General features: G+C 36.0%; 20 protein-coding genes. 15 read left to right on the forward strand and 5 right to left on the reverse strand.

Going from position 1 to position 20,896, the window contains the following annotated elements; translation table 11 throughout:
* Window positions 1-7 precede the first annotated feature (7 nt).
* From EZV73_RS20880 to EZV73_RS20890, 3 genes are all read right to left on the reverse strand, one after another.
* Entirely contained in the window at window positions 8-1,252 is a 1,245-nt protein-coding gene (locus EZV73_RS20880; protein WP_240842374.1) for a transposase, read from the reverse strand.
* Between the two features lie 16 nt (window positions 1,253-1,268).
* Window positions 1,269-1,358, reverse strand: a complete 90-nt coding sequence (locus tag EZV73_RS29015) for a transposase (RefSeq protein ID WP_240842375.1) — start codon at window positions 1,356-1,358, stop codon at window positions 1,269-1,271.
* Window positions 1,359-1,709: 351 nt separating this feature from the next.
* Window positions 1,710-2,018, reverse strand: a complete 309-nt coding sequence (locus tag EZV73_RS20890) for a MerR family transcriptional regulator (RefSeq protein WP_240842376.1) — start codon at window positions 2,016-2,018, stop codon at window positions 1,710-1,712.
* Window positions 2,019-2,104: 86 nt separating this feature from the next.
* On the opposite strand from EZV73_RS20890, the gene uvrA reads away from it, so the two are divergent.
* From uvrA to EZV73_RS20925, 7 genes are all read left to right on the forward strand, one after another.
* Window positions 2,105-4,579, forward strand: coding sequence for an excinuclease ABC subunit UvrA (uvrA, locus tag EZV73_RS20895; RefSeq protein ID WP_240842377.1), 2,475 nt, complete (start codon window positions 2,105-2,107; stop codon window positions 4,577-4,579).
* Window positions 4,579-5,109 carry a dihydrofolate reductase family protein gene (locus tag EZV73_RS20900; protein ID WP_255813807.1) on the forward strand — a complete coding sequence of 177 codons (531 nt, stop codon included), beginning with the start codon at window positions 4,579-4,581 and terminating at the stop codon, window positions 5,107-5,109. The genes uvrA and EZV73_RS20900 overlap by 1 nt, the downstream gene beginning before the upstream one ends.
* A gap of 95 nt (window positions 5,110-5,204) precedes the next feature.
* On the forward strand, window positions 5,205-5,993 hold the full coding sequence (locus EZV73_RS20905) for an ABC transporter ATP-binding protein (protein ID WP_240842378.1): 789 nt from the start codon (window positions 5,205-5,207) through the stop codon (window positions 5,991-5,993).
* Window positions 5,986-7,611 carry a hypothetical protein gene (locus EZV73_RS20910; protein ID WP_240842379.1) on the forward strand — a complete coding sequence of 542 codons (1,626 nt, stop codon included), beginning with the start codon at window positions 5,986-5,988 and terminating at the stop codon, window positions 7,609-7,611. Before EZV73_RS20905 ends, EZV73_RS20910 begins: the two co-directional genes overlap by 8 nt.
* A gap of 71 nt (window positions 7,612-7,682) precedes the next feature.
* Window positions 7,683-8,549: an endonuclease/exonuclease/phosphatase family protein gene (locus tag EZV73_RS20915; protein WP_240842380.1), complete on the forward strand. Its 867-nt coding sequence runs from the start codon at window positions 7,683-7,685 to the stop codon at window positions 8,547-8,549.
* Window positions 8,550-8,691: 142 nt separating this feature from the next.
* Window positions 8,692-10,233, forward strand: a complete 1,542-nt coding sequence (locus tag EZV73_RS20920; RefSeq protein ID WP_240842381.1) for a GGDEF domain-containing protein — start codon at window positions 8,692-8,694, stop codon at window positions 10,231-10,233.
* Window positions 10,233-11,012 (forward strand): MerR family transcriptional regulator, encoded by a 780-nt coding sequence (locus EZV73_RS20925; RefSeq protein ID WP_240842382.1) that lies wholly within the window; start codon window positions 10,233-10,235, stop codon window positions 11,010-11,012. The genes EZV73_RS20920 and EZV73_RS20925 overlap by 1 nt, the downstream gene beginning before the upstream one ends.
* On the opposite strand, the gene EZV73_RS20930 is transcribed toward EZV73_RS20925, so the two are convergent.
* Window positions 11,009-11,866, reverse strand: coding sequence for a nitroreductase family protein (locus EZV73_RS20930; RefSeq protein WP_240842383.1), 858 nt, complete (start codon window positions 11,864-11,866; stop codon window positions 11,009-11,011). The two genes, EZV73_RS20925 and EZV73_RS20930, sit on opposite strands and share 4 nt — an antisense overlap.
* A 119-nt stretch (window positions 11,867-11,985) precedes the next feature.
* Between EZV73_RS20930 and EZV73_RS20935 the strand changes: the two genes are divergently transcribed.
* The 8 genes from EZV73_RS20935 (at window position 11,986) to EZV73_RS20970 (ending at window position 19,365) form a co-directional block, all read left to right on the forward strand.
* Window positions 11,986-13,344, forward strand: coding sequence for an MATE family efflux transporter (locus EZV73_RS20935; protein ID WP_240842384.1), 1,359 nt, complete (start codon window positions 11,986-11,988; stop codon window positions 13,342-13,344).
* 11 nt (window positions 13,345-13,355) lie between these two features.
* The gene (locus tag EZV73_RS20940) at window positions 13,356-14,156 is read left to right on the forward strand and encodes a hypothetical protein (RefSeq protein ID WP_240842385.1); all 801 of its coding nucleotides are present in this window, start codon (window positions 13,356-13,358) and stop codon (window positions 14,154-14,156) included.
* Between the two features lie 38 nt (window positions 14,157-14,194).
* Complete coding sequence (locus EZV73_RS20945; protein ID WP_240842386.1) at window positions 14,195-15,076, forward strand: EamA family transporter; 882 nt, start codon at window positions 14,195-14,197, stop codon at window positions 15,074-15,076.
* A gap of 124 nt (window positions 15,077-15,200) precedes the next feature.
* Window positions 15,201-15,980, forward strand: coding sequence for a YidC/Oxa1 family membrane protein insertase (locus EZV73_RS20950; RefSeq protein ID WP_240842387.1), 780 nt, complete (start codon window positions 15,201-15,203; stop codon window positions 15,978-15,980).
* A complete protein-coding gene (locus EZV73_RS20955) occupies window positions 15,970-16,806 on the forward strand; it encodes a DegV family protein (protein WP_240842388.1) in 837 nt (278 codons plus the stop codon). Before EZV73_RS20950 ends, EZV73_RS20955 begins: the two co-directional genes overlap by 11 nt.
* An 88-nt stretch (window positions 16,807-16,894) precedes the next feature.
* The gene (locus EZV73_RS20960; RefSeq protein WP_240842389.1) at window positions 16,895-18,310 is read left to right on the forward strand and encodes a DNA-3-methyladenine glycosylase 2 family protein; all 1,416 of its coding nucleotides are present in this window, start codon (window positions 16,895-16,897) and stop codon (window positions 18,308-18,310) included.
* Window positions 18,310-18,783 carry a methylated-DNA--[protein]-cysteine S-methyltransferase gene (locus EZV73_RS20965; RefSeq protein WP_330637176.1) on the forward strand — a complete coding sequence of 158 codons (474 nt, stop codon included), beginning with the start codon at window positions 18,310-18,312 and terminating at the stop codon, window positions 18,781-18,783. The genes EZV73_RS20960 and EZV73_RS20965 overlap by 1 nt, the downstream gene beginning before the upstream one ends.
* Window positions 18,784-18,828: 45 nt before the next feature.
* The gene (locus tag EZV73_RS20970) at window positions 18,829-19,365 is read left to right on the forward strand and encodes a HutD family protein (protein WP_240842391.1); all 537 of its coding nucleotides are present in this window, start codon (window positions 18,829-18,831) and stop codon (window positions 19,363-19,365) included.
* A gap of 84 nt (window positions 19,366-19,449) precedes the next feature.
* Here EZV73_RS20970 and EZV73_RS20975 read toward each other — a convergent pair whose 3' ends face one another.
* Entirely contained in the window at window positions 19,450-20,625 is a 1,176-nt protein-coding gene (locus EZV73_RS20975; protein WP_240842392.1) for a dicarboxylate/amino acid:cation symporter, read from the reverse strand.
* Between the last annotated feature and the right edge of the window lie 271 nt (window positions 20,626-20,896).

Genomic DNA, 20,896 nt, shown 5'->3' on the forward strand with positions numbered 1-20,896 from the left:
TTTATTTCTATGCTATTGATTTATATCTGCCTTCTTTTAGGCCTTTCAAACCTTCATTCTCAATGTTTATACTCGCATTATCATCTCTGTCGTGTTTTGTTCCACAAACTTGACACGTCCATTTACGGATAGATACATCTTTCAATCTCTTATTTTGATAGTCACACTTATGGCATATTTGACTACTAGGATAATACTGATCGATTACAATTAGCTTTTTATGTGCTGGAACCATTTTATATTCCAGAAACCTTTTGAAAGTACTATAAGCTGCATCACTTATACTCTTAGCAAACAATTTATCTTTTTTCATTTCTTCTGGCTTTAAATCTTCTATGCAAATAATATCATAATCGTAAACAAGATCAGTCGTAAGTTTATGAAGAAAGTCTTCCCTACGATGCTTGATTTTCTTATTTTGGCGACTCACTTTCAAACGAGACTTATGATAGTTCTTACCATATTTTTTCTTTAGGTTCATGCTTCTTTGCAACTTTGCTAGTTTCTTCTCATTCTTCTGATAGTACTTTGGATTATCGATTACATTTTTATCGCTCAAAGTGGCAAATTTATGGACACCCAAATCTATACCTACACTCTTATGTGTTTTAGGTAAGATTTTTACCGGTATATCTTTACAAGTAATTGAAATATAATATTTTCCATCAGATTCTCTTGTGATAGCAACATTTTGAATCTGTCCTTCATAAGGTCTTGAATAAGCTAACTTCACCATCTTTATTTTTGGAAGTTTAATCTTACAGTTTTGTTTCTTATATTTATTGATTGATGTGAACTCCCATTCTTTTTCAAGGACTTCAATGTTATTATTGGTTAGGTTCATCACGATGGATTGCTCATAATCATAACGTGATTTAAACTTCGGATGGCGCTGCAAGTCATAAAACGTTAACACTTTTCCTGTTCGTTTAGCCTTTTCTAACTTCTTTTCTGAGTAGGTCATAGGACCATCGAAAAAATAGTCATAAGCCTTTGCCAAGTCTTTCAATGTGTTTTGCATGACTGATTTTTCACACTCATATAACCAATCGTTATTTTTCTTCAAATCAGTTAACATAGAAGACATTTTATTGTAAGAGAGAATACCCTCATTTTTTTCAAAACGGTCCATATTGATCTCTAGAAAATGATTCCAAACAAATCTTTTTGCCCAAAAGGATTTTTCCAAAATTTCTATTTGCCACTTTTTCGGATAAATTCTGTATCTATAAGCTCTCATAATTTCAGACATGGAAACCTCAATTCTTTTAACTTCGAATATAATCTACAATTTGGCTCTCAGTATGTTCACTGACAGTTGTAACAAAGTATGACGAGTTCCAGAGATGTCCACCCAAAACGTTTTAGTCTAAGGTATTTAAAACAAAATTGCACTTGTACCTCTAAATATTTGGTGATATAAGGTAAATAATCTTGTCAACAATTTATTAGAATATGTATAGAATCGTGTTTCATTGAAGTATGGGCTTTTGATACTTAGTAGACCAAACTGAATGATCATTAAGCGAACTCACATATCTTCTTTTTGCTGATTTACTCATATACACCTTTACCTAATGATAACATAATAAGCAAAGAAAAACAAGAACAAACGTTCTCGTTTTTCTCGATATCAGCCTCACCACCAGCCTCACCATCAGCCTCACCTTAATTGATTTAGTTTCACAAATATAGCCTACATTTATGCTCTAACTCACTACTAAAGTAACGAGTGTGCGAGCACTTTTCATCAATTTGATCCTTTTACTGGATAAGAAGTTCAAGCTGGACTTCTTGTTTTCACCAGATAAATATGTCTGAATTTCCTTAAGCGTTAAACCACTTTCTTTTAGAGCCAAAATAAGCTCTAACTTATCTAGATCATCTCTTGTATAGAGACGGTACTTGTTTTTTCCCCTATACGAAGGTTCTAGTAGACCACACTTGTCGTAATGGATTAGTGCGGTTCTTGAAACATCGAATTTCTTGGCAACTTGACTGATTTTGTATTTTTCCATATAAACCTCTTGACTGTAATGTAACATTATAGTTTATGCTTATATTATACAGTAGTTGTTAAGTTTAATAAAGTTATGGAGGTGGCATGCATAATTACATTGAAGTCATTGGTGCAAGAGAGCACAATTTAAAGAACGTTTCTGTTAAGATTCCCAAGAATAAGTTGGTTGCAATTACAGGACCATCTGGTAGTGGCAAGTCGTCATTTGCCATGGATATACTTCAGAAGGAATGTCAAAGGCAGTATATGGAGTCTATGGGACTTGTAACGGATGGTTTGAACAAACCTAAGGTAGACAAAATAATAGGTTTATCACCGGCCATTGGTATTTCTCAAAGAGGGATTGGGTCAAGTTCTAAGTCTAATGTAGGGACTTATACAGAAATCCTTACTTATTTAAGAGTTTTGTATTCAAAAATAGGCCAAAGAACCTGTCAGCATTGTCAGACTTTAATTAAGCCAGATTATATGAATCGTAGTTTGGCAGAAATTGATGAAAAAAACGTGGTTTGTCCATCATGCACACATGAAATGAAACATTTGACCATGGGCATGTTTTCTTTTAACAAGCCTGAAGGTGCCTGCATGACATGTGGTGGCTTAGGCAGTGTGACGGACATTGATCTGTCTAAGGTGGTAGATGAGTCTTTAACAGTTGGTGAAGGTGCAGTAAAGATATGGGGCAATGGTCAATTCTTTGATTACTATGCTGAAGTCCTAGAAAAATGTGGTCAGCATTATGGCTTTAAGTTTGATGCTTCAAAGAAAGTAAAAGACTACAATGATTTGGAGCGTTTAGTTTTTTATAAAGGCGTTGATTCAGAAGCCTTTAAAGCCTTATATCCTAATATCAAGAAACCTAAAAAGGTACATGAGGGTTATTTCAAAGGCATCTTAACTTTTATGAATGAAAAAGCAAAAGAAAATGCAACAAAAGAAAAAAAGAACTCTAAGATCAAAGATGCATTTATAAGTAAGACTTGTCCTGAATGTGAAGGTTCAAGATTATCTTACGAGGGTCGTACAGTTAGGGTCCAGGGCAAAACACTTGTTGAAGTGTCGAGTTATGATTTAAAAGAGTTAATAAGCTGGTTGGACAGTTTTCAACTGACTCAAGCAGAAGAAGCCATTGCCTCAGCAGTTGTTTCTGATTTAAAGAAAAGAATTAAAAATGTCATCAAAATTGGCCTTGGTTATTTGTCACTTGACCGTCAAACGTCAACCTTATCTGGCGGAGAAGCTCAAAGACTTAAGTTATCCAATATCATTGATTCTGGTTTAACTGGCGTACTTTATGTCTTAGATGAACCAACAACAGGTTTACATCCCCATGATGGCAACAAGCTGTTAGATGCCTTAAAGCATATAAGGGACCTAGGCAATACTGTGCTTGTTATAGAACATGATACAGATTTTATAGGCGCATGTGATCATATCATTGATTTTGGACCAAATGCTGGTCCAGATGGCGGCAGGATTGTGTTTTCTGGTAGACCAGAAGAGATTATAAAGAGTGATCATTCAGTGACTGGAAAGTATATGACAAAGAAAGTGGTGAAGCCTAACACGTCATTTTCAGTAAAAAATAAGATCGGTGTAAAAAATGCTTATGCACATAACCTGCAAAACATCAGTCTGGATATACCTCTGAATGCCTTGGTGTGTTTTACAGGTGTTTCAGGTTCGGGAAAATCATCACTTGTTATTGATATTATAGATAAATACGTAAAAAAGGGGTATTCAGATTGTGAGACCATTCATGGCATAGAATACATTAACAGAATTGTGACCATTAATCAGAAGCCTATTGGCAGAATGTCTAGGTCCAATGTAGCAACATATACAGAAGTCTTTTCTTTAATCAGAGAACTGTTTTCGAGTCAAAAGGATGCCAGAAAGGCAAAACTGAAATCCACTTTCTTTTCATTTAATGTTAAAGGTGGCAGATGTGAACATTGTTCTGGTCTTGGTGTTGTTAAACTAGATATGCATTTCTTAGATGATGTAGAAGTTCAGTGTCCTGTTTGTGAAGGTCACAGATTTAGAGAAGAAATCTTAAGGGTTAAATACAAGGATAAGAGCATCTCTGATGTTTTGGATATGACAGTTGATGAATGTGTGGACTTGTTTTCAGAAACCTATACGATTAAAGACAAGTTACTTCTACTTAGTGAAGTTGGTCTAGGCTATCTTAAATTAGGACAAACCACCATCACTTTATCAGGTGGTGAGTGTCAGAGAATCAAGTTAGCTAAAGAGTTATCCAAAGAATCAGTTACAAAGACACTTTATATTTTAGATGAACCAACAACAGGTTTACATCCTAGAGATATAGAAAAAATCACAACACTTCTTAGGAAGTTAAAAAACAAAGGCAATTCTATTTTTGTTATAGAACACGCCTTAGAAGTGATGGCAGCATCAGATTATATCATTGATTTAGGCCCTTATGGTGGACGTGAGGGAGGTCAACTTGTCGGACAGGGTTCTGTCATGGAGATCATATCACAGAAAACCTTAACGGGTTTGTACTTAAAAAATTTTATAAAGGAGGCATAATGAGAAAAATTATTTTGAATTTGGCAATGAGTTTAGACGGTTTTATTTCAGATGAACAAGGTGGTTTTGATTGGATCATCGGACATGGTGATAAGACATCTGATACAGAGGATTCTTTTTCATTTGAAAAGTTTATAGAGTCTGTTGACACTGTAGTGATGGGATCTAAGGCTTATGAAGATTGTATTCTTACTGGTTTAACTGCTTTTGAAGGCATAGATATCATCGTTGCAACGTCTAGAAGGTTTGAAGAAAGAGAAAATGTGACTTTTATAAGTGGAGATATCAATAAGACTATCTTAGATTTAAGAGAAAAACCAGGTAAAGATATTTGGTTATTTGGTGGGGCAGGACTTACGGATTCATTTATTAGAGAAGATATTGTTGACCAGTACATCATTGGTCTTATCCCTACTATCCTTGGTTCAGGTAGACCCTTATTCAAAGGTGGCTACAATAAAATCGATTTGCATTTAGATCAGTTTACTATAGATGAAGGTGTTCCTGTAATCATTTACAGTAAGAGATAAGGTGGGTTTTGACACACCTTTTTTTCATATAAACTTAAGAGACCCTATAGATGCTTTTAATATCTTTGTTGTAAAATGATGACAGGGGGTGGCATATGAATCCGATTATTAAAACTGAGAACTTGGTGATGGGTTACAGTCAAGACAAGAAAGTACTCAATGGCATAGATATGGAGATATATCCAGGTGAAATCATTGGTTATATTGGACCCAATGGTGCTGGTAAATCGACTACTATTAAAATTCTTTTAGGACTGCTTTCTTACGAAGAAGGCAAAATAGAAGTCTTTGGTGAACAATTAGATCCGAAGGCTTATCAGTATAAGTCACGCATTGGTTATGTACCAGAATCTGCCGCACTCTATGAATCTCTAACAGGTAGAGAGTATTTAGAGTTTGTTGGTGCTATGTTTTCTTTATCGGAAGAAGTGATTGAAAAAAAGTCCTATGATATGTGTGAAGTTTTTGATATTCACAAACATCTCGATGAAAGAATAGGCTCTTATTCTAAAGGCATGAAGCAGAAATTATTAATTGTTTCAAGTATGCTACATAATCCAGATCTTCTGATATTAGATGAACCGCTGAATGGTATGGATGCCAACAGTGTTATGATTTTTAAAGAAGTTTTATCAAAGCTTGCAGCAAATGGTAAGACAATCTTGTATTCTTCTCATATTATGGATGTTGTAGAAAAGATAAGTGATAGGATTCTCTTAATCAATGAAGGTAAAATAGTCGCAAATGGCAAGTTTGAAGACTTGGTAAAAAGAAGTGATATGGATTCACTGGAATCTCTCTTTAATGAAATTACAGGTTTTGATGAATACAAAGAACTGGCTGATAATTTTGTGTCTGCTATGTTGGGAGGCCTCCATGTCTAGTGGCATCTTATGGCTTGTAGATCGATTTAAGTTTGTCTTTATTAAAGCGGGCATAGACTTCGATCAGATGAGAAGGATACTTGCATTAAAACTTGTTATGGACACCAGAAGATCTAATACGAGTATACAAGACGAAAACAAGAATACGCAAGTCATGGCCTTACTGTCTTACGGTCTGATGGGCCTGTTTTTGCTGGTATTTTCTCTTGTTATGTCTGACTTGTATGTGAAGGTTGGCATTTTAATGAGTATTACCTTGGTTATGATGTCTCTGACCATGATATCTGATTTTTCCAATGTGATACTAGATATACGTGAAAAGTCTGTCCTTCATACCAAGCCCATTGATCCCAAGGCCATTAGTGCAGCTAAAGTCCTTCATATACTTAACTATATGGTTTTGTATACCATGGCTTTGATGTTACCTTCACTAGTTGCCATAAGCATCAAACACGGCTTATATGTGCTACCATTAATGGTTCTCGCTTTTATTTGTATCAATTTTATTGTGGTCTTCATTACTTCAATATTGTATGTGATCATACTTAAGACTTTTGATGGAGAAAAACTAAAGGACATCATTAACTTTTTTCAGATTTCTCTGGCAATCTTAATGATGGTAGGTTATCAACTCTTTAACAACACCATCATTGTTTCAGATATGAACTTAGTGATTGTTCCTAAGTGGTATCACGTTCTCATGCCATCCATGTGGTATGCATCCTGGTTTATAAGAGAAAACACACTCTTATTACTTGTGTTGAAAATCTTAGGTGTTGTGGTGCCTGTTGTATTATTTTGGGTCTATTCAAAGTACTTATCTAAAAGATTTGAATCTTATTTGTCAAAGTTAGAAGAGAGTGGAGAGAAAATCAATATCACCAAGGCCAATCATAAAAAGAAAAGATTAAAAGCTTTAGCTAAGCTTTTGACAGGTTCTAGGCAAGAAGAAGCCTCTTTCATGCTTGCCATGACCATGCTTTCGAAAGATAGAAAATTAAAGGTAATGATGCTACCGACCATGGCTCTTGGAGCTTGTCTACCTATTATACTGACGATGAGGATGGTCTTATCAGGCCTTGACCTATCTAATGAACATCTATGGATCTATATGACAGTTGCCATGAACTCCATTTATGTTCTTTATCTGGTTCATACAGAACATGCAGGCGGAGCGTGGCTTTATGATGTATTTCCATATGACAATTATTTTGATATTCATAAAGGCTTACTAAAGGCTTATCTTCTTAAGTATGTACTGCCAATGCTGATGATACCTCTAGTTGGATTTGTGTTTATCATTGGACCTTCTGTCTTATTAGACCTTTTATGTGCATCCTTGTTACTGATAATTATAGTTAGAATAGCAGGCCTATTTATAGCGGCTCAGGCACCTTTTTCACTGGATGTATCTGAAGCGACCAAGGACAAGGGAGGTATGTTTGTAAAAAACATGATATTTATGACGATTGTGGCTGTGTTGGCTTTTCTTCATATGTATTTAAAGAAACTTGACTACGGGGTAACCATATTAACATGTCTTTACTTAATCATTAACATAATCATTTGGCATACAAAAATATTCTATAAAAGCTTTAGAAAAGAAGGTGTTCATTAACATCTTCTTTTTGGGTATAAAGTTAATGCACGATTTTATGACTTTAAATCGTATTCTGAATGGAGGTCATAATGAAAAAATTAATTATCGCATCAATCATACTTTTGAGTCTACTTCTGATAGGTCTTTATATACCAAAAGTAAAAGCTGTAGACAAGAAAGAAGACCATATCATAAGAGTGGTTTCATACAACCTGAAGTACGGGTCTAGTAATCAAGAAGACTGGAAAGAAAGAAAAAACATTTTAGCCGACCAGGTTTTAACCTATCAACCAGATTCCATAGGCATTCAAGAAGGTGACTATTTATGGATGTCTGATAGCGGTTTGCCTGGCCTATTAGAGGGCTATGACTATGTAGGGGTTGGAAGAGATGATGGTCATACATCTGGTGAATATACAGCCATTTTCTATAGGTCTACATATGAAGTCGTAAATAGTGGCAACTTTTGGTTGTCTGAAACACCAGATCAACCTTCTAAGGGCTGGGATGGAGCTTGTAATAGGATCTGTACTTGGGTCACACTTGAAAACAAGGAAACAGGTCAGATTTACACCCACTTTAATACCCACCTGGACCATATCGGTAAGGAAGCCAGAGAATATGGCACAAAGCTCATATTGGACAAGATCTCTCATTTTGATACACCAGTCGTCTTAACAGGAGACTTTAACTTTTATCAAGATTCCAAGAACTATCAGGTGATTCAGCAGTCTGGCCTTTTAAGAGATGCTAAGTTTGAAGCAAAAGACTCTATGTCCTATGGGACCATCAACTGGTTTTTAAAACTGAATTTCAGGTGGTTTAAACCCATTGATTTCTGCTTTGTATCAGATGACTTTGACGTTCAGTCTTACAGGATAGACAATACTGGCATCTATAATAATAAACCGGTCAGTGACCATTATCCAGTCATTGTGGATATGATTATCAAGTAGACTCACTGCAGTTTGTCTTCTTCTAAAGAAGATAATACCGAATGAATCAAATATTATTGCGATGAAACTTATATAAGAGAAAGTGTAAAAACTGAGTAATTTCAAGGCAAACCGTGTATAATATAGATACGGGGGAAGTGAAATGAAGAAGATCAACAGTACAATGTTTATACGCTTATTTGCCTTACTATTTATAGTAACGCTTTTTGTCGTGCTTGTTATTCAAACTGTTTATGAGTATTCTTTAATCAGCGAAACAAAAGATATCATGATTGAGGAAGAACAAGTTGCCTTGTCAACCATTAAAAAAGTCATAGGCAATGATCTGAAAAATGTTGTTTCTGATTTAGAGTTTATGAAACTAGAAATGATATCTCATCATGATGAGAGTTTTAACTACGACCATGTCTGGTGTAATTTTATAAAGTCCAAGAAGTTTTATGATCAAATAAGATTTATTGATGTTTCAGGTAAAGAACTTGTAAGGGTCAACTATGATGATGGACATGTAGATATTGTACCTGAAGATCAATTACAAAATAAATCGGACCGCTATTATTTCAAGGAAGCCATCGATCTTGAACCCAATACATTTCATATATCAGACTTAGATTTAAATGTAGAAAATGGTGAAATTGAGCAGCCTGAAAAGCCTATGCTCAGAATTGCTCTTAGGGTAAAAGAGGAAGACTTTGACGGTGTATTAATAGTCAATTACTTGGCTGAACACCTTTTAGATGAAATCGATATCATCAACGAAAACACCAAAGGTTCTATATACCTTATTAATGAATCCAGTGATTACCTTTACCATGAAGACGGTGACAAGGCCTTTAAGTTTATGTATCCAGGTAATGAAGCCATCAACTTCTGTGTGGATTATCCTCTAGTTTGCGATAACTATAATAAAGATTACCTGATATCTGATGGCCAGCTATTCATTGTTGAGTCGGTTAACTTTGATGAAGTCGTTGAAATTGATAGAGACATTGTCGTGACATCTGGTCAGTTGAGACTGGTAGACCATGTCGGCGGGGATGATTATGCTATATATTTTGATACGGACCTTATGACAGTTGTAAAAAATGTAATTATCAAATACAGGTATTCTGTAATCATCATATTCTTTGCTACCTTGTTAATTTCTTATTTGCAGTATAGAATCAGAAAGTCTAAGCTGATTGTCAGAGAGTTGTTTGAAAAGGATGCTCTGACCAATATCTATAATAGACGTGCTGGTATGCAGTACTTTACCAAGTTAATTGATGAAACCAAACTTACCGGTGAAGAGGTATGTGTGATATTTATTGATGTAGATGGCTTAAAGCAGATCAACGATACTTTAGGTCATGAGTATGGAGATGATTTATTAACAACCGTTACCTTTGTTGTAAAAGAAGAAATCAGAGAGAAAGACTTGTTTATGAGACTTGGGGGAGATGAGTTCTTAGTCGTTCTTTCTAACATTGATTCTTATATCACAGAAAAGATTATGTCTAGGATTGAAGACAAATTGGAGTCTATCAATGTCGGTGATGAAAAGAAATACATTATGAGCATCAGCCATGGTATTGCAAGTACCAAAGAAAATGATACTTTGAGTATTGAAAAGCTTATCAGCATATCTGATCAAAGAATGTACAACAATAAAAACTTAAAGAGCAAGAGGAACATGATTAAATAATGAAAACATATACAATTGGTGAAATAGCCAAGGCACTTGATGTCAGTGTTCAGGCCATCAGACTATATCAGAGAAAGGGTTTGATTGAACCTTCTTATGTTAATGAAGATACAGGTTATCGATACTTTGATGACCAAGAAGCAGCTAAAATATGGCGTATAAAAATATTGCAATCAGCTGGATTTGAATTAAGTGAAATTAAAGCTTTAAATGATTTGTCCTTAGACCAAATTGGACCTGTATTAGAGGAAAAAAGAAACAAGCTAAATGAAGTCATTTTACAGAAAGAATTGGCACTCAAGTATTTGGATCGTCAGCTGCTTGGTATAGATGCTCATAAGGAAAGACATGAGATTACAGAAAGATGGATAGATGACCGGTTTGGAATTGCTTTTGGTAAGGAAAGAAGGTATTCATTACTGGAGCATTTAGAAGACTTAAGCCAGTTAGAGGGGCTTTATGGGATCAACCAAGAAGTGGCATACGAACCTTCAACGAGGTTTCAAGTTATAGACGATGAACTTGTTATTGATGATTTATTTGCCATGCAATCATCTAGAAATGACCAGTCTAGCATACAACCAGGTGGCTGGTACTTGTGTACTTATGTAGTCGGTAAAGACCATAAAAATAGCTATAAATCTTTAATGACTTATGTTAAAGAAAATGGCTACACCTTGAGAGGTGACGCCATTCGAGTGATTTTGATCAATGATAATCTTACCAATCACAGTGATTATAATATTCATGAAATTCAAGTGGCCATTTTGAAAGACTAATAGTCTTTGTCTAGCCATTCAAAACCTGCTAGTCGTAGGGAATCAAGGAAAGTTTGGTTCCCTTTTCTAATGTGATCAGCCACATAGTGTAAACCAAAGTAGCGCTGGGCTGTATGGATATGACCAAGTTGATTGGCATAGTCAATAGCTGCATCGGCATATTCTTTACCATGAACAGCCATAGATGTTTTATGGAGCTGGTCAAGGTTCTTAGGACTTAAAGGGGTAGACCTGCCCTGGTACTTTTCATTCATCATGCCATTTAATTGGTCATCTGATGGCGAAAGGTAAGACTCCTTATGGACAATATTGTCGTATAAAAGCTTGCTTGCAGGCTCAGGATATTTTTTAGGATAACCTAATGATAAAATAACAACTGGAAAGACCCCCTCTGGTAAATTAAACATAGGTCTTAACTCATCAAAGCAAGATTCTACAGTCCCAAGATAAACACTTCCTAGACCGAGTGAGTCTGCGGCCGTGCAGATATTTTGTGCTGCAATAATGGTATCTTGAAAGGCTATCCAAAAATGTCTGTAGGATTCTCTAAGGACATGAGGTGCATGGTGTAGTTTAGCCCATTTTTCTATTCTATGCCAGTCGATGCAAAAGAGTAGATTAACAGGCGCCTGCTTAACAATGGGTTGGTGAACCCCTGTATCCATAAGTGCCTGCTTTTTTTCTTCACTTCTGATTTCGATGATGCTATAAGGCTGCAAGTTGCCACCTGTAGCAGCATGACAGCCTGCATCAATAATGGTTCTTAAGGTCTCTTCACTGACTTCCTGGTCTGTAAAACTCCTAACACTTGCACGTTCATACAAGCACTTGATTACTTCATTTTGATATTTCATAACTTACCTCCTAAAGCCATTATAATGTCTGTACTAGGTATAGAGTCAAAATTAAGTTGTATATTTTTTTTAGATGGTTTAGAATGTTACATATGCAAATTTATTTTGAGGAGCGAAATATGAGGAAATCAGACCTTATTTTAAAGGGATCCGTCAGTAAAGCAGTCTTGTTACTGGCTCTGCCGATTATGGCAAATAACTTAATTCAAACGTTTTATAATTTAACAGATACATATTTCGTATCTAAACTTGGAACCACTCAGATGGCAGCCATGCAGTTTATATTCTCATTGGTCTTTTTTATGATGAGTATCGGTATGGGCCTTTCCATTGGTGGTCTTGCACTTATTTCACAATATGTCGGTTCTGGCAATAAAAACGATGCAAAAAAGACCGCTGGTCAACTCTTAACTTTGGCCTTGATTGCTTCACTTGTAGTCGGTAGTTTAGGAGCCTTACTTTCAAGAAACATCGTTTCTTTGATGGGGGCTGAGGGTGATTTATTGAATTATGCATCGACCTACTTAAGAATCATGTTTTTAGGGGCGCCAACCATGTTTATTACCTTTGCCTTTAATGGCATCAAGCAGGGTGAAGGGGACACCTTAACGCCTATGATCTTAAGTGGTTTATCTGTTGTATTAAACATCATCTTAGACCCGATATTTATCTTTGTACTTGATTTAGGTATTGCTGGTGCAGCTTATGCAACGGTCTTATCAAGAGGTATCTTCAATGTGATATCCTTGTTTATTCTCTTTGGACCAAAACACAATACCCTAGGCATTGAAAAGAACGATCTAAAACTGAATAGCCAGTATTTTGTACCCATCATAAAGATTGGTTTCCCAGCAGCCCTAGGTCAGTCTATGACCTCTTTAGGTTTTACAGTATTAAATGTCTTTATCTTATCCTTTGGAGAAGCCATCTTAACAGCTTTTGCTATTGGTAATAGAATTTCTTCTATTATATTTATGCCGGCTATGGGCATCAGTGGTGCCTTAACAACCATTGTGGGTCAAAACATTGGTGCTGATAATTACAAACGTGCCAATGAAGCCTTTCTAAAGAGTGTTGGTATTGCATCAGCAATCATGGTTGTGGGTGCTGTTATTATGTTTATGTTTACAGATCAGCTGATCGGTGTATTCTCAGATGATCCTTATATCATAGAAGAAGGCAGCTTCTACTTGAAGATGATCTTGATTACCATACCACTATTTGGTTTCTTTAACTGTTTAACAGGCCTCTTCCAAGGGTCTGGTCATACCGTTTCAGCCATGGTTTTAAATGTCGGTAGACTATGGGGACTAAGGGTACCTATGCTTATGCTGATTCAAATGTACAATATCAACAATCCAGATTACATCTGGTATGCCATGATCATATCCAACACGGTTATTTGTTTTATAGGCCTACTTATGTATTTAAGTGGCCGCTGGAAATCTCCAGTTATAAAGAAAAGAAAATTCGCTTAAAAGAGGAAATTATGAAAAAACACGTTAAAAGTCAACTCTTGATCGGCTTGGGCTTAATAGCCCTATCGATCTTACTTCACTATGTTCATGTTCTTATGTTTCATGACGTCCACCATACAATGATATTTCTAGTAGCAGACATAGCCTTTGTACCTTTAGAGGTTTTCTTTGTAACCATGGTCTTGGATAAGATACTTGAAAAAAGAGAGAAGGCCCACTTGATGGAAAAGCTCAGCATGCTGGTTGGTCTTTTTTATACAAAGCTAGGCCAAGAGCTCTTAGAGATGCTCTCAAACTCTGACAAGAACATCGAACAAATAAGAGACCTATGTCAGGTTAATCTTGAAACCTATGAGATGGACTTTAAAAGAGCAGGTCAAGGTATGAAAGCACACAAGCACCGTATTGATATTTCTAAAGTAGACTTGATCAGGTTAAAATCACTACTAGACGAACAGGAGCCTTTTTTAGTAAATATGATTTCTAACCCGGCTCTTTTAGAACACGACACTTTTTCAGACCTTCTCTTATCCTTATTCCATCTAAGAGAAGAACTTGAAATGAGAAAAGTAAGTGGAGATCAAAGTCAAATGAAAGACTATCATCTGGATCATTTACGCATTGATTTAAATAGAGCTTATAGAAACCTGTCTATAGAATGGGTGGATTATATGAAATATCTAAAAGAACATTATCCATTCTTATATGTAACAGCGATTATGAAAAATCCTTATGATCAAAGACAAGCAGATGAGATAGAAGTAGAGATTATGAATCACTATTATAAGACACATCCGAAAACTGCTAGCTAAAAAAACTCAATTTGCTATCATACTAGACGGAGGTGTTTATGTCAGAAAATAATAAAGGTTTAATTGCTTATTTATCAGTATGTCTATTTTGGGGATCTACTTATTTGGCTATCAGAATTGGTGTAAAGGATTTTCCACCATCTTTGTTTGCGGCATTTCGATTTATCATTGCAGGTTCTATAATGTTCATGTTTGCCAAATTCAAAGGTTATGAGTTTCCTAAATCATTAAAGGCTATTAGGCATCAGAGTGTTATTGGCCTCTTAATGTTATTGGGCGGTACTGGTCTTGTGTGTCATGCAGAAAAGACCCTGCATTCAAGTATTGCATCATTGATTATTTCAACAGTACCACTTTTTATTGCATTATTTGATTTGGTCATCTTTAAGAGATCTAAGATGTCAAAAGTAGGTATCTTCGGACTGATCATTGGTTTTGTGGGGGTGGCAGTCTTAGCCTTAGCAGGGGCAAATAATATCAGCTTTGATTTCTTTGGAATGATTTTAGCCTTAGGTGCCAGCTTCTTTTGGTCAACGGGCTCTATGTATTCAAGCATGGTAAAAAAAGAAGGACATATTGTATCTAACATAGCCATACAAATGTTAGCAGGTGGTATAGGCCTATTGGTATTAGGCGGTTTATCAGGTGAGTTTTCCTCACTTCATCCGACCAGTGAATCTATGATGGCCCTATTATACCTGGTTGTCTTTGGTTCTATTGTGGGGTATTCGTCTTATATCTATGTGCTTCAAGTTTGGCCAGCATCAAGAGTCGGGACTTATGCCTATGTTAATCCAGTGGTGGCATTATTTTTAGGCGTCCTTATCTTAAATGAGCCGGTTAATCTTGTAATTATCATGTCACTTATCATCATATTATCAGGCGTTATCTTGGTCCAAAGATCGAAGATAGAACATTAAAATTATATAAAAAGGTTGATTTGATTGGCCTAACCGGTTATGATAATCATAATTAGGACGTTTGTCCGATAGCCTGCGGGCTATTTTTTCTAAATAGAATCGGACATTCGTCCGAGGAGGTATTATGTTAGATATTATTATTTATCCCATTGGACAAATGATGCACTTGCTCTATAATTTTTTAAGTGCTGTTTTGCCAGAATCTGCACCAGCTTATGGTGTTGCAATTATCATCTCCACCATCTTTTTAAAGTTGATTTTACTGCCTATTAACAACAAGCAGATGAAGTCTACAGAAAAGATGCAGGAAATTCAACCTGAACTTGAAGCCTTGCAGGCAAAGTATAAAGACGATCAAGAAAAACTTAGTCAGGAAATGATGAAGCTTTATCAAGAACACGGTTTTAATCCGTTTTCAAGTTTTGTTCCTATGTTGATTCAAATGCCGATTATCATTGGTTTTTTCAATGTTATTCGTGAACCGGCCAAGTACATCTTTCTTAACAACTTATCTCTAGATCAGATTAATATGAGTTTTTTATGGTTAAAGAATTTAAGTATGCCAGCAAGTCAAATGGTAGATGGCATTACAAACGGCATCGCCTTAGGGATGGATTTACCACTAATCGGTTCTGCCTTACCTTTATTGGCTATTTTATCGGCTTTTACCACATATTTATCAACCACTATAGGAGCGAGTTCACAGCCTAACAATCCAAGCATGAAAATTATGTCAGCAATGATGCCTGCAATGATCTTTTTCTTCGCACTCAATATGCCGACAGGTCTTACTTTGTATTGGGTTGTGGGTAACTTATTTCAAGTCGGACAGCAGTTGATAAAAAAATATAGAAAGTCAAATACATCCAATAAAGTGAAAAGGAGTTTTAAATATGCCAGTTAAGTTAATTACAGACAGTGGTTGTGATTTACCAAAGTCAGTGACCATTAGATATGATATAGAAGTAATTCCATTAAAGGTATTTGTTGATGAAGTCGAGTACCTAGATAGTGAAAGCATAGAGTCACATCAAATGATGTTAGCCATTGATAAGGGGGTGGAAGTTAAAACCGGTCAAATCACCCCAAATACTTATGAAGCGGTTTTTAATAGATATTTAGATCAAGGCTATGATGTCTTATACTTATCTTTTTCATCAGACTTGTCATCATCTTACCAATCGGCGTGTTTGGCTAAAAAGAATCTTGAAGGCAAAGGGAGAGTTGAAGTCTTAGATACAAGGTGTGCATCCCTTGGACAAGGCCTGCTGGTTTTAGATGCTGCTAAATCACTAAAACATATAGACAGCATTGATGCGCTTGTAGATTACGTTAAGAGTAGAATCGGTGATGTGAATCACCATTATGTTGTCTCTGATTTGAAGTACTTGTTCAAAGGCGGCAGATTGTCTTCTACCCAGTACCAAGTTGGTAAACTGATTAAGATGAATCTTATACTTGGTCTAGAAGATGGTAAGCTGCTCTTAAAAGATAAAAAGAGAGGTAAGAAAAAATCTTATCAAAAGTTATTGTCCAACCTATCCGGTAAAGATCTATCAAATGTTACAGTAGGGATCAACTACGGCTTAAATACAGACGATGCTGAATATATCAGAAGTGAAGTTGAAGCTTTGAAACCAAAAGAAATCATCATGCATCCAATAGGTTGTGCTATTGGTGCCCATACTGGACCTGATTATGTAGGTTTGTTTTTTCAAGAGAAGTCATGATGATTTCTCTTTTTTCTTGCCAAGAGACATCCGAAAACTGCTTGCTAATAGGCTCAAATATTCTTATGATAGAATAAAGGAGCCTTATATGAATATTTACAGTATAGCCAGAACAACTAAAGACGGGAATTTTGATGGTCAGTTTTATTTCGGCGTCAAAACAACCGGTATCTTTTGCAGGCCATCTTGTCCATGCCCTATAGCCAAAGAAGAAAACGTACGTTACTTTGAAACGGTTGATCAAGCCAAAAATGAAGGTTTTAGACCTTGCAAGAGGTGTCAACCTGATGTCTTTGTAGAGCATTATCAGAAAAATATAGCCGGTACACAGATTGTAAAAGAAGCTTTAAACTTGATTCATGAAGGCTATTTGAATCATCATACTTTAGATGATTTGGCAGAGTCTCTACATCTTTCTTTAAGGCACCTACGGTCTCTTTTTATAGAAAACATTGGAACAACGCCAGTTAAGATGTCAATGTTTAAAAAAGCCATGATGGCTAAGGAGAAACTCTATGAATCCGACTTATCCATAACAGATATTGCAGGCAGTTCAGGTTTTGGTTCATTAAGACAGTTTAATACCGTTTATAAAAGAACCCTGGGGGTAACGCCAAGTGAATCACGAAAACACATGGACCTTTACACATTGGGTAAATTAGAACTTCAACTGCCTTATGATGAGTACTTTGATTTTGCCAGTGTTTTAGACTTTTTACCTCATAGGATCACAAGAGGGGTAGAGATCATTCAAGATCAGACTTACTTACGTACCTACCGTATAAATGATTCACAGGGCTATATCTCTGTCAGTGATGAAATGGGTTATCTAAAGATTGAAGTTTACACAGAGGATTTAAGAGATGCTTATGAAGTATACCAGAGAATGCAGGGTCTCTTTGATTTAAAGACGGATTTTAATCCCATACTCAAGCGCTTTAAAACTGATCCACTCTTATCTAAGGGACTGGTAAATGGACGTGTACCTAGACTGCCTAAAGCATTTAATCCCTTTGAGCTTACCATTAGGGCTATTATCAACCAGCAAATTTCTATCAAGGCAACCTCAACATTTATGGAAAGACTGGTCAAAAAAGCTAACATAAGGACACTGGCTTGTTTTCCTCAGGGATTGGATTATTATTTCCCAAATGAACTTGAACTCGACCAGACCCTACTGGACGATATTGGCTTAACGAATACCAGACAAAAGACCATCAAGAATGTAACAGAAGCCTTGTTAAATGGTCAGGTATCTTTAACAATCAACCAATCTTTTGAAGCCTTTCAGAAATCTTTTATACAGGTAAAGGGGATTGGTAACTGGACCATCAATTATGTTGCCTTAAGAGGCTTAGGCATGGTGGACTCTTTTCCAGCTAAGGATTTAGGTGTCATCAAGGCACTTAAGACAAAAAAAGAAAAAGAACTAAATGAAATTGCGGACAAGTGGCGACCTTATAGAGGTTATGCAACTTTGTGTTTATGGCATTTGGAGGCATGATGTATTATACAAGATTTGAAACAGACATATGTGAAGTGATTTTAATTGGAGATGAATCTGGTCTAAAGCGGATTCATCTAGTGGCTGAAGACTCTAATAGAGACTTGGAGATAAAAGAGGAATGGCTTTTAAATGATGATTTTTTTAAAGAGGCAAGGTGTCAGCTGAAAGCCTACTTTGAAGGAAAAAGAAAAACATTTGATTTAAAGTTAAATCCAGACGGTACAGACTTTCAAAAAAAGGTTTGGCAGGCTCTTGGAAACATTGACTATGGGCAAACCGTTTCTTATAAGGACATTGCCATAGAAATCGGCAACGAAAAAGCATCAAGGGCTGTTGGCATGGCCAATGGTAAAAACCCTCTACCGATTGTTATTCCCTGCCATCGAGTGGTTGGCTCAAACGGCAAGCTGACAGGCTATGCATTTGGTATGACCCTTAAAGAAAAGATTATAAGCCTAGAAAAACATTGACTATTCTTTGACTAAGGTCTATTATGATGGCTTTGAGGTGAAAAGATGATTAAACATATAAGAAAAGAAGACTTAAGTACAAAGACTTGGTCGGGTGGCACAACAACACAACTTTATATATATCCAGAATCAAGTGATTATAAAGCTTTGAATTTTGATTTTAGAATATCTACGGCGACCGTTGAAGTAGAAACTTCTAATTTTACCAAGTTATCTGGCATCAATAGATTGATTATGAGTCTAGATGGTCCACTGTCTCTTATGCACAATGATGGGCCGATGATTGATCTACTGCCTTTTGAAGTGGATGCTTTTACAGGTGATGATGAAACCATCAGCTTTGGCCAAGTGACAGACTTTAATGTCATGTTTACAAGAGACTATAAAGCCAGCCTTAAAAGGGTGGAAAGTGAGATTATTAAGACCCATATAACTTGTTTATATGCCTTTGATGATCCAAGTAAACTTACCATAGATAATCAAGTTTATAGGCTTGAAGAGGGTGAGATGTTGATTATTATGGATGATCAAGAAATACAAATATCAGAACCACTTATATGTGTTCAATTACAAAAAAACTAGGGTTATGCAGCTGCATAACCCTTATATTTATTGGTTTGAAAATTTGGTTTTCATAAGTAACGAAGCACTCGATGTGCTGAGTTCTTATTCTTTGTGTTTTTTCTTGTAGATTGTATCAATGATAATTGCAATGGCACCGTCACCAGTAACATTTGTTGCTGTACCGAAACTGTCTTGTGCAAAGTGTAGAGCAATCATTAAAGTCTGTTGTGCTACTGTAAAGCCTAACATAGAATCTAATAGACCAAGTGCTGCCATAACACCACCACCTGGGATACCTGGTGCTGCAACCATTGTAATACCTAACATAAAGATAAATGGTAACATCATTGTAAATGTAGGTGTAATACCAGCAAGTAACATAACACCCATTGATGCAAGTACTAAAGTGATTGTATCACCTGCAAGGTGAATAGTAGCCCCTAAAGGAATAACCAAGTCAACAATATCTTCTGAAACATCATTTTTCTTAGCTGAATCCAGTGTAACAGCAATGGTCGCTGCAGAAGACTGCGTACCTAAAGCTGTAAAGTAAGCTGGTAACATGTTCTTAATAGCCTGTACAGGCTTCTTACCACTCACTAACCATGCAATGAGGTATTGAACAATGATGTAAGCCAGTTGTAAACCTAAAATCATAACAAATACAGAAGCGAATGCTTTCATTGTTGCAAAGATTTCGCCTGTTGCTGAGATTTTAGCAAAAATACCAGCGATATGGATTGGAATTAAAGGAATTAATACCTTATGAACAACCTGTTCCATGATGTGTTTAAAGTCTAATACCACATCAAATAGCTTTCTAGATTTAATAGAAGCCATACCTATACCCAATAAGAAGGCAAGGACAAGTGCTGTCATAACGCCCATTACAGCGCCCATATCTAGACTGAAGAAACCAGATACATCAACTCCAGCAGCAGATGATACTTCACCAGCCTTGATCACATTTGGTAGAACCATTGAACCTACAAAGAAGGCTACAAAACCAGCTGTTACAGCTGAAACATAAGCAATACCTGCTGTGATGGCAAGCATTTTACCAGCATCTCTACCAAGATCTGCAATACCTGGTGCTACAAAGGCAATGATGATCAGTGGAATAACAAATTTTAAGAAGCTTCCAAAGATACCTGAGAATGTAGACATCAATCTAACAAGTAAGTACTGTTCGATGCCAGCAGAGATAAGTCCAATAATAATACCAGCAATAATACCAATAATCAGTTTGGGTAATAACCCTAATTTTTTTTCTTTCATAATAAGACCCCTTTTTTTCAAATTTTAAGATGATTATAAAGACTTCTAAAAGGCAAAGATATGTTTTTGATGAAATATTCTGATATTTAGAAATAATTTATAAAAGGATGGGCTAAAAAGATACAAAATTTGTGGAGGCTTTGTATACTTTTTTTGAAAAAAGGTCTTTGTCCGTGTACGGGAGACACACTTTTGTCCGCAAGTGGCGGATTTGTTCTTTGTTTTTAAAAGTGTTATCATGGATTTATAATAGATGTTTATAAATTTGTCT

The organism is Acidaminobacter sp. JC074 (assembly GCF_022496765.1).
Lineage (GTDB): Bacteria > Bacillota > Clostridia > Peptostreptococcales > Acidaminobacteraceae > JABXKX01.

What these genes read in the sequence shown, in the direction of transcription:
- EZV73_RS20880 (WP_240842374.1), bottom strand. Translation starts at nt 1,252, where the DNA reads ATGTCTGAAATTATGAGAGCTTATAGATACAGAATTTATCCGAAAAAG.
- EZV73_RS20890 (WP_240842376.1), bottom strand. Translation starts at nt 2,018, where the DNA reads ATGGAAAAATACAAAATCAGTCAAGTTGCCAAGAAATTCGATGTTTCA.
- uvrA (WP_240842377.1), top strand. Translation starts at nt 2,105, where the DNA reads ATGCATAATTACATTGAAGTCATTGGTGCAAGAGAGCACAATTTAAAG.
- EZV73_RS20900 (WP_255813807.1), top strand. Translation starts at nt 4,579, where the DNA reads ATGAGAAAAATTATTTTGAATTTGGCAATGAGTTTAGACGGTTTTATT.
- EZV73_RS20905 (WP_240842378.1), top strand. Translation starts at nt 5,205, where the DNA reads ATGAATCCGATTATTAAAACTGAGAACTTGGTGATGGGTTACAGTCAA.
- EZV73_RS20910 (WP_240842379.1), top strand. Translation starts at nt 5,986, where the DNA reads ATGTCTAGTGGCATCTTATGGCTTGTAGATCGATTTAAGTTTGTCTTT.
- EZV73_RS20915 (WP_240842380.1), top strand. Translation starts at nt 7,683, where the DNA reads ATGAAAAAATTAATTATCGCATCAATCATACTTTTGAGTCTACTTCTG.
- EZV73_RS20920 (WP_240842381.1), top strand. Translation starts at nt 8,692, where the DNA reads ATGAAGAAGATCAACAGTACAATGTTTATACGCTTATTTGCCTTACTA.
- EZV73_RS20925 (WP_240842382.1), top strand. Translation starts at nt 10,233, where the DNA reads ATGAAAACATATACAATTGGTGAAATAGCCAAGGCACTTGATGTCAGT.
- EZV73_RS20930 (WP_240842383.1), bottom strand. Translation starts at nt 11,866, where the DNA reads ATGAAATATCAAAATGAAGTAATCAAGTGCTTGTATGAACGTGCAAGT.
- EZV73_RS20935 (WP_240842384.1), top strand. Translation starts at nt 11,986, where the DNA reads ATGAGGAAATCAGACCTTATTTTAAAGGGATCCGTCAGTAAAGCAGTC.
- EZV73_RS20940 (WP_240842385.1), top strand. Translation starts at nt 13,356, where the DNA reads ATGAAAAAACACGTTAAAAGTCAACTCTTGATCGGCTTGGGCTTAATA.
- EZV73_RS20945 (WP_240842386.1), top strand. Translation starts at nt 14,195, where the DNA reads ATGTCAGAAAATAATAAAGGTTTAATTGCTTATTTATCAGTATGTCTA.
- EZV73_RS20950 (WP_240842387.1), top strand. Translation starts at nt 15,201, where the DNA reads ATGTTAGATATTATTATTTATCCCATTGGACAAATGATGCACTTGCTC.
- EZV73_RS20955 (WP_240842388.1), top strand. Translation starts at nt 15,970, where the DNA reads ATGCCAGTTAAGTTAATTACAGACAGTGGTTGTGATTTACCAAAGTCA.
- EZV73_RS20960 (WP_240842389.1), top strand. Translation starts at nt 16,895, where the DNA reads ATGAATATTTACAGTATAGCCAGAACAACTAAAGACGGGAATTTTGAT.
- EZV73_RS20965 (WP_330637176.1), top strand. Translation starts at nt 18,310, where the DNA reads ATGTATTATACAAGATTTGAAACAGACATATGTGAAGTGATTTTAATT.
- EZV73_RS20970 (WP_240842391.1), top strand. Translation starts at nt 18,829, where the DNA reads ATGATTAAACATATAAGAAAAGAAGACTTAAGTACAAAGACTTGGTCG.
- EZV73_RS20975 (WP_240842392.1), bottom strand. Translation starts at nt 20,625, where the DNA reads ATGAAAGAAAAAAAATTAGGGTTATTACCCAAACTGATTATTGGTATT.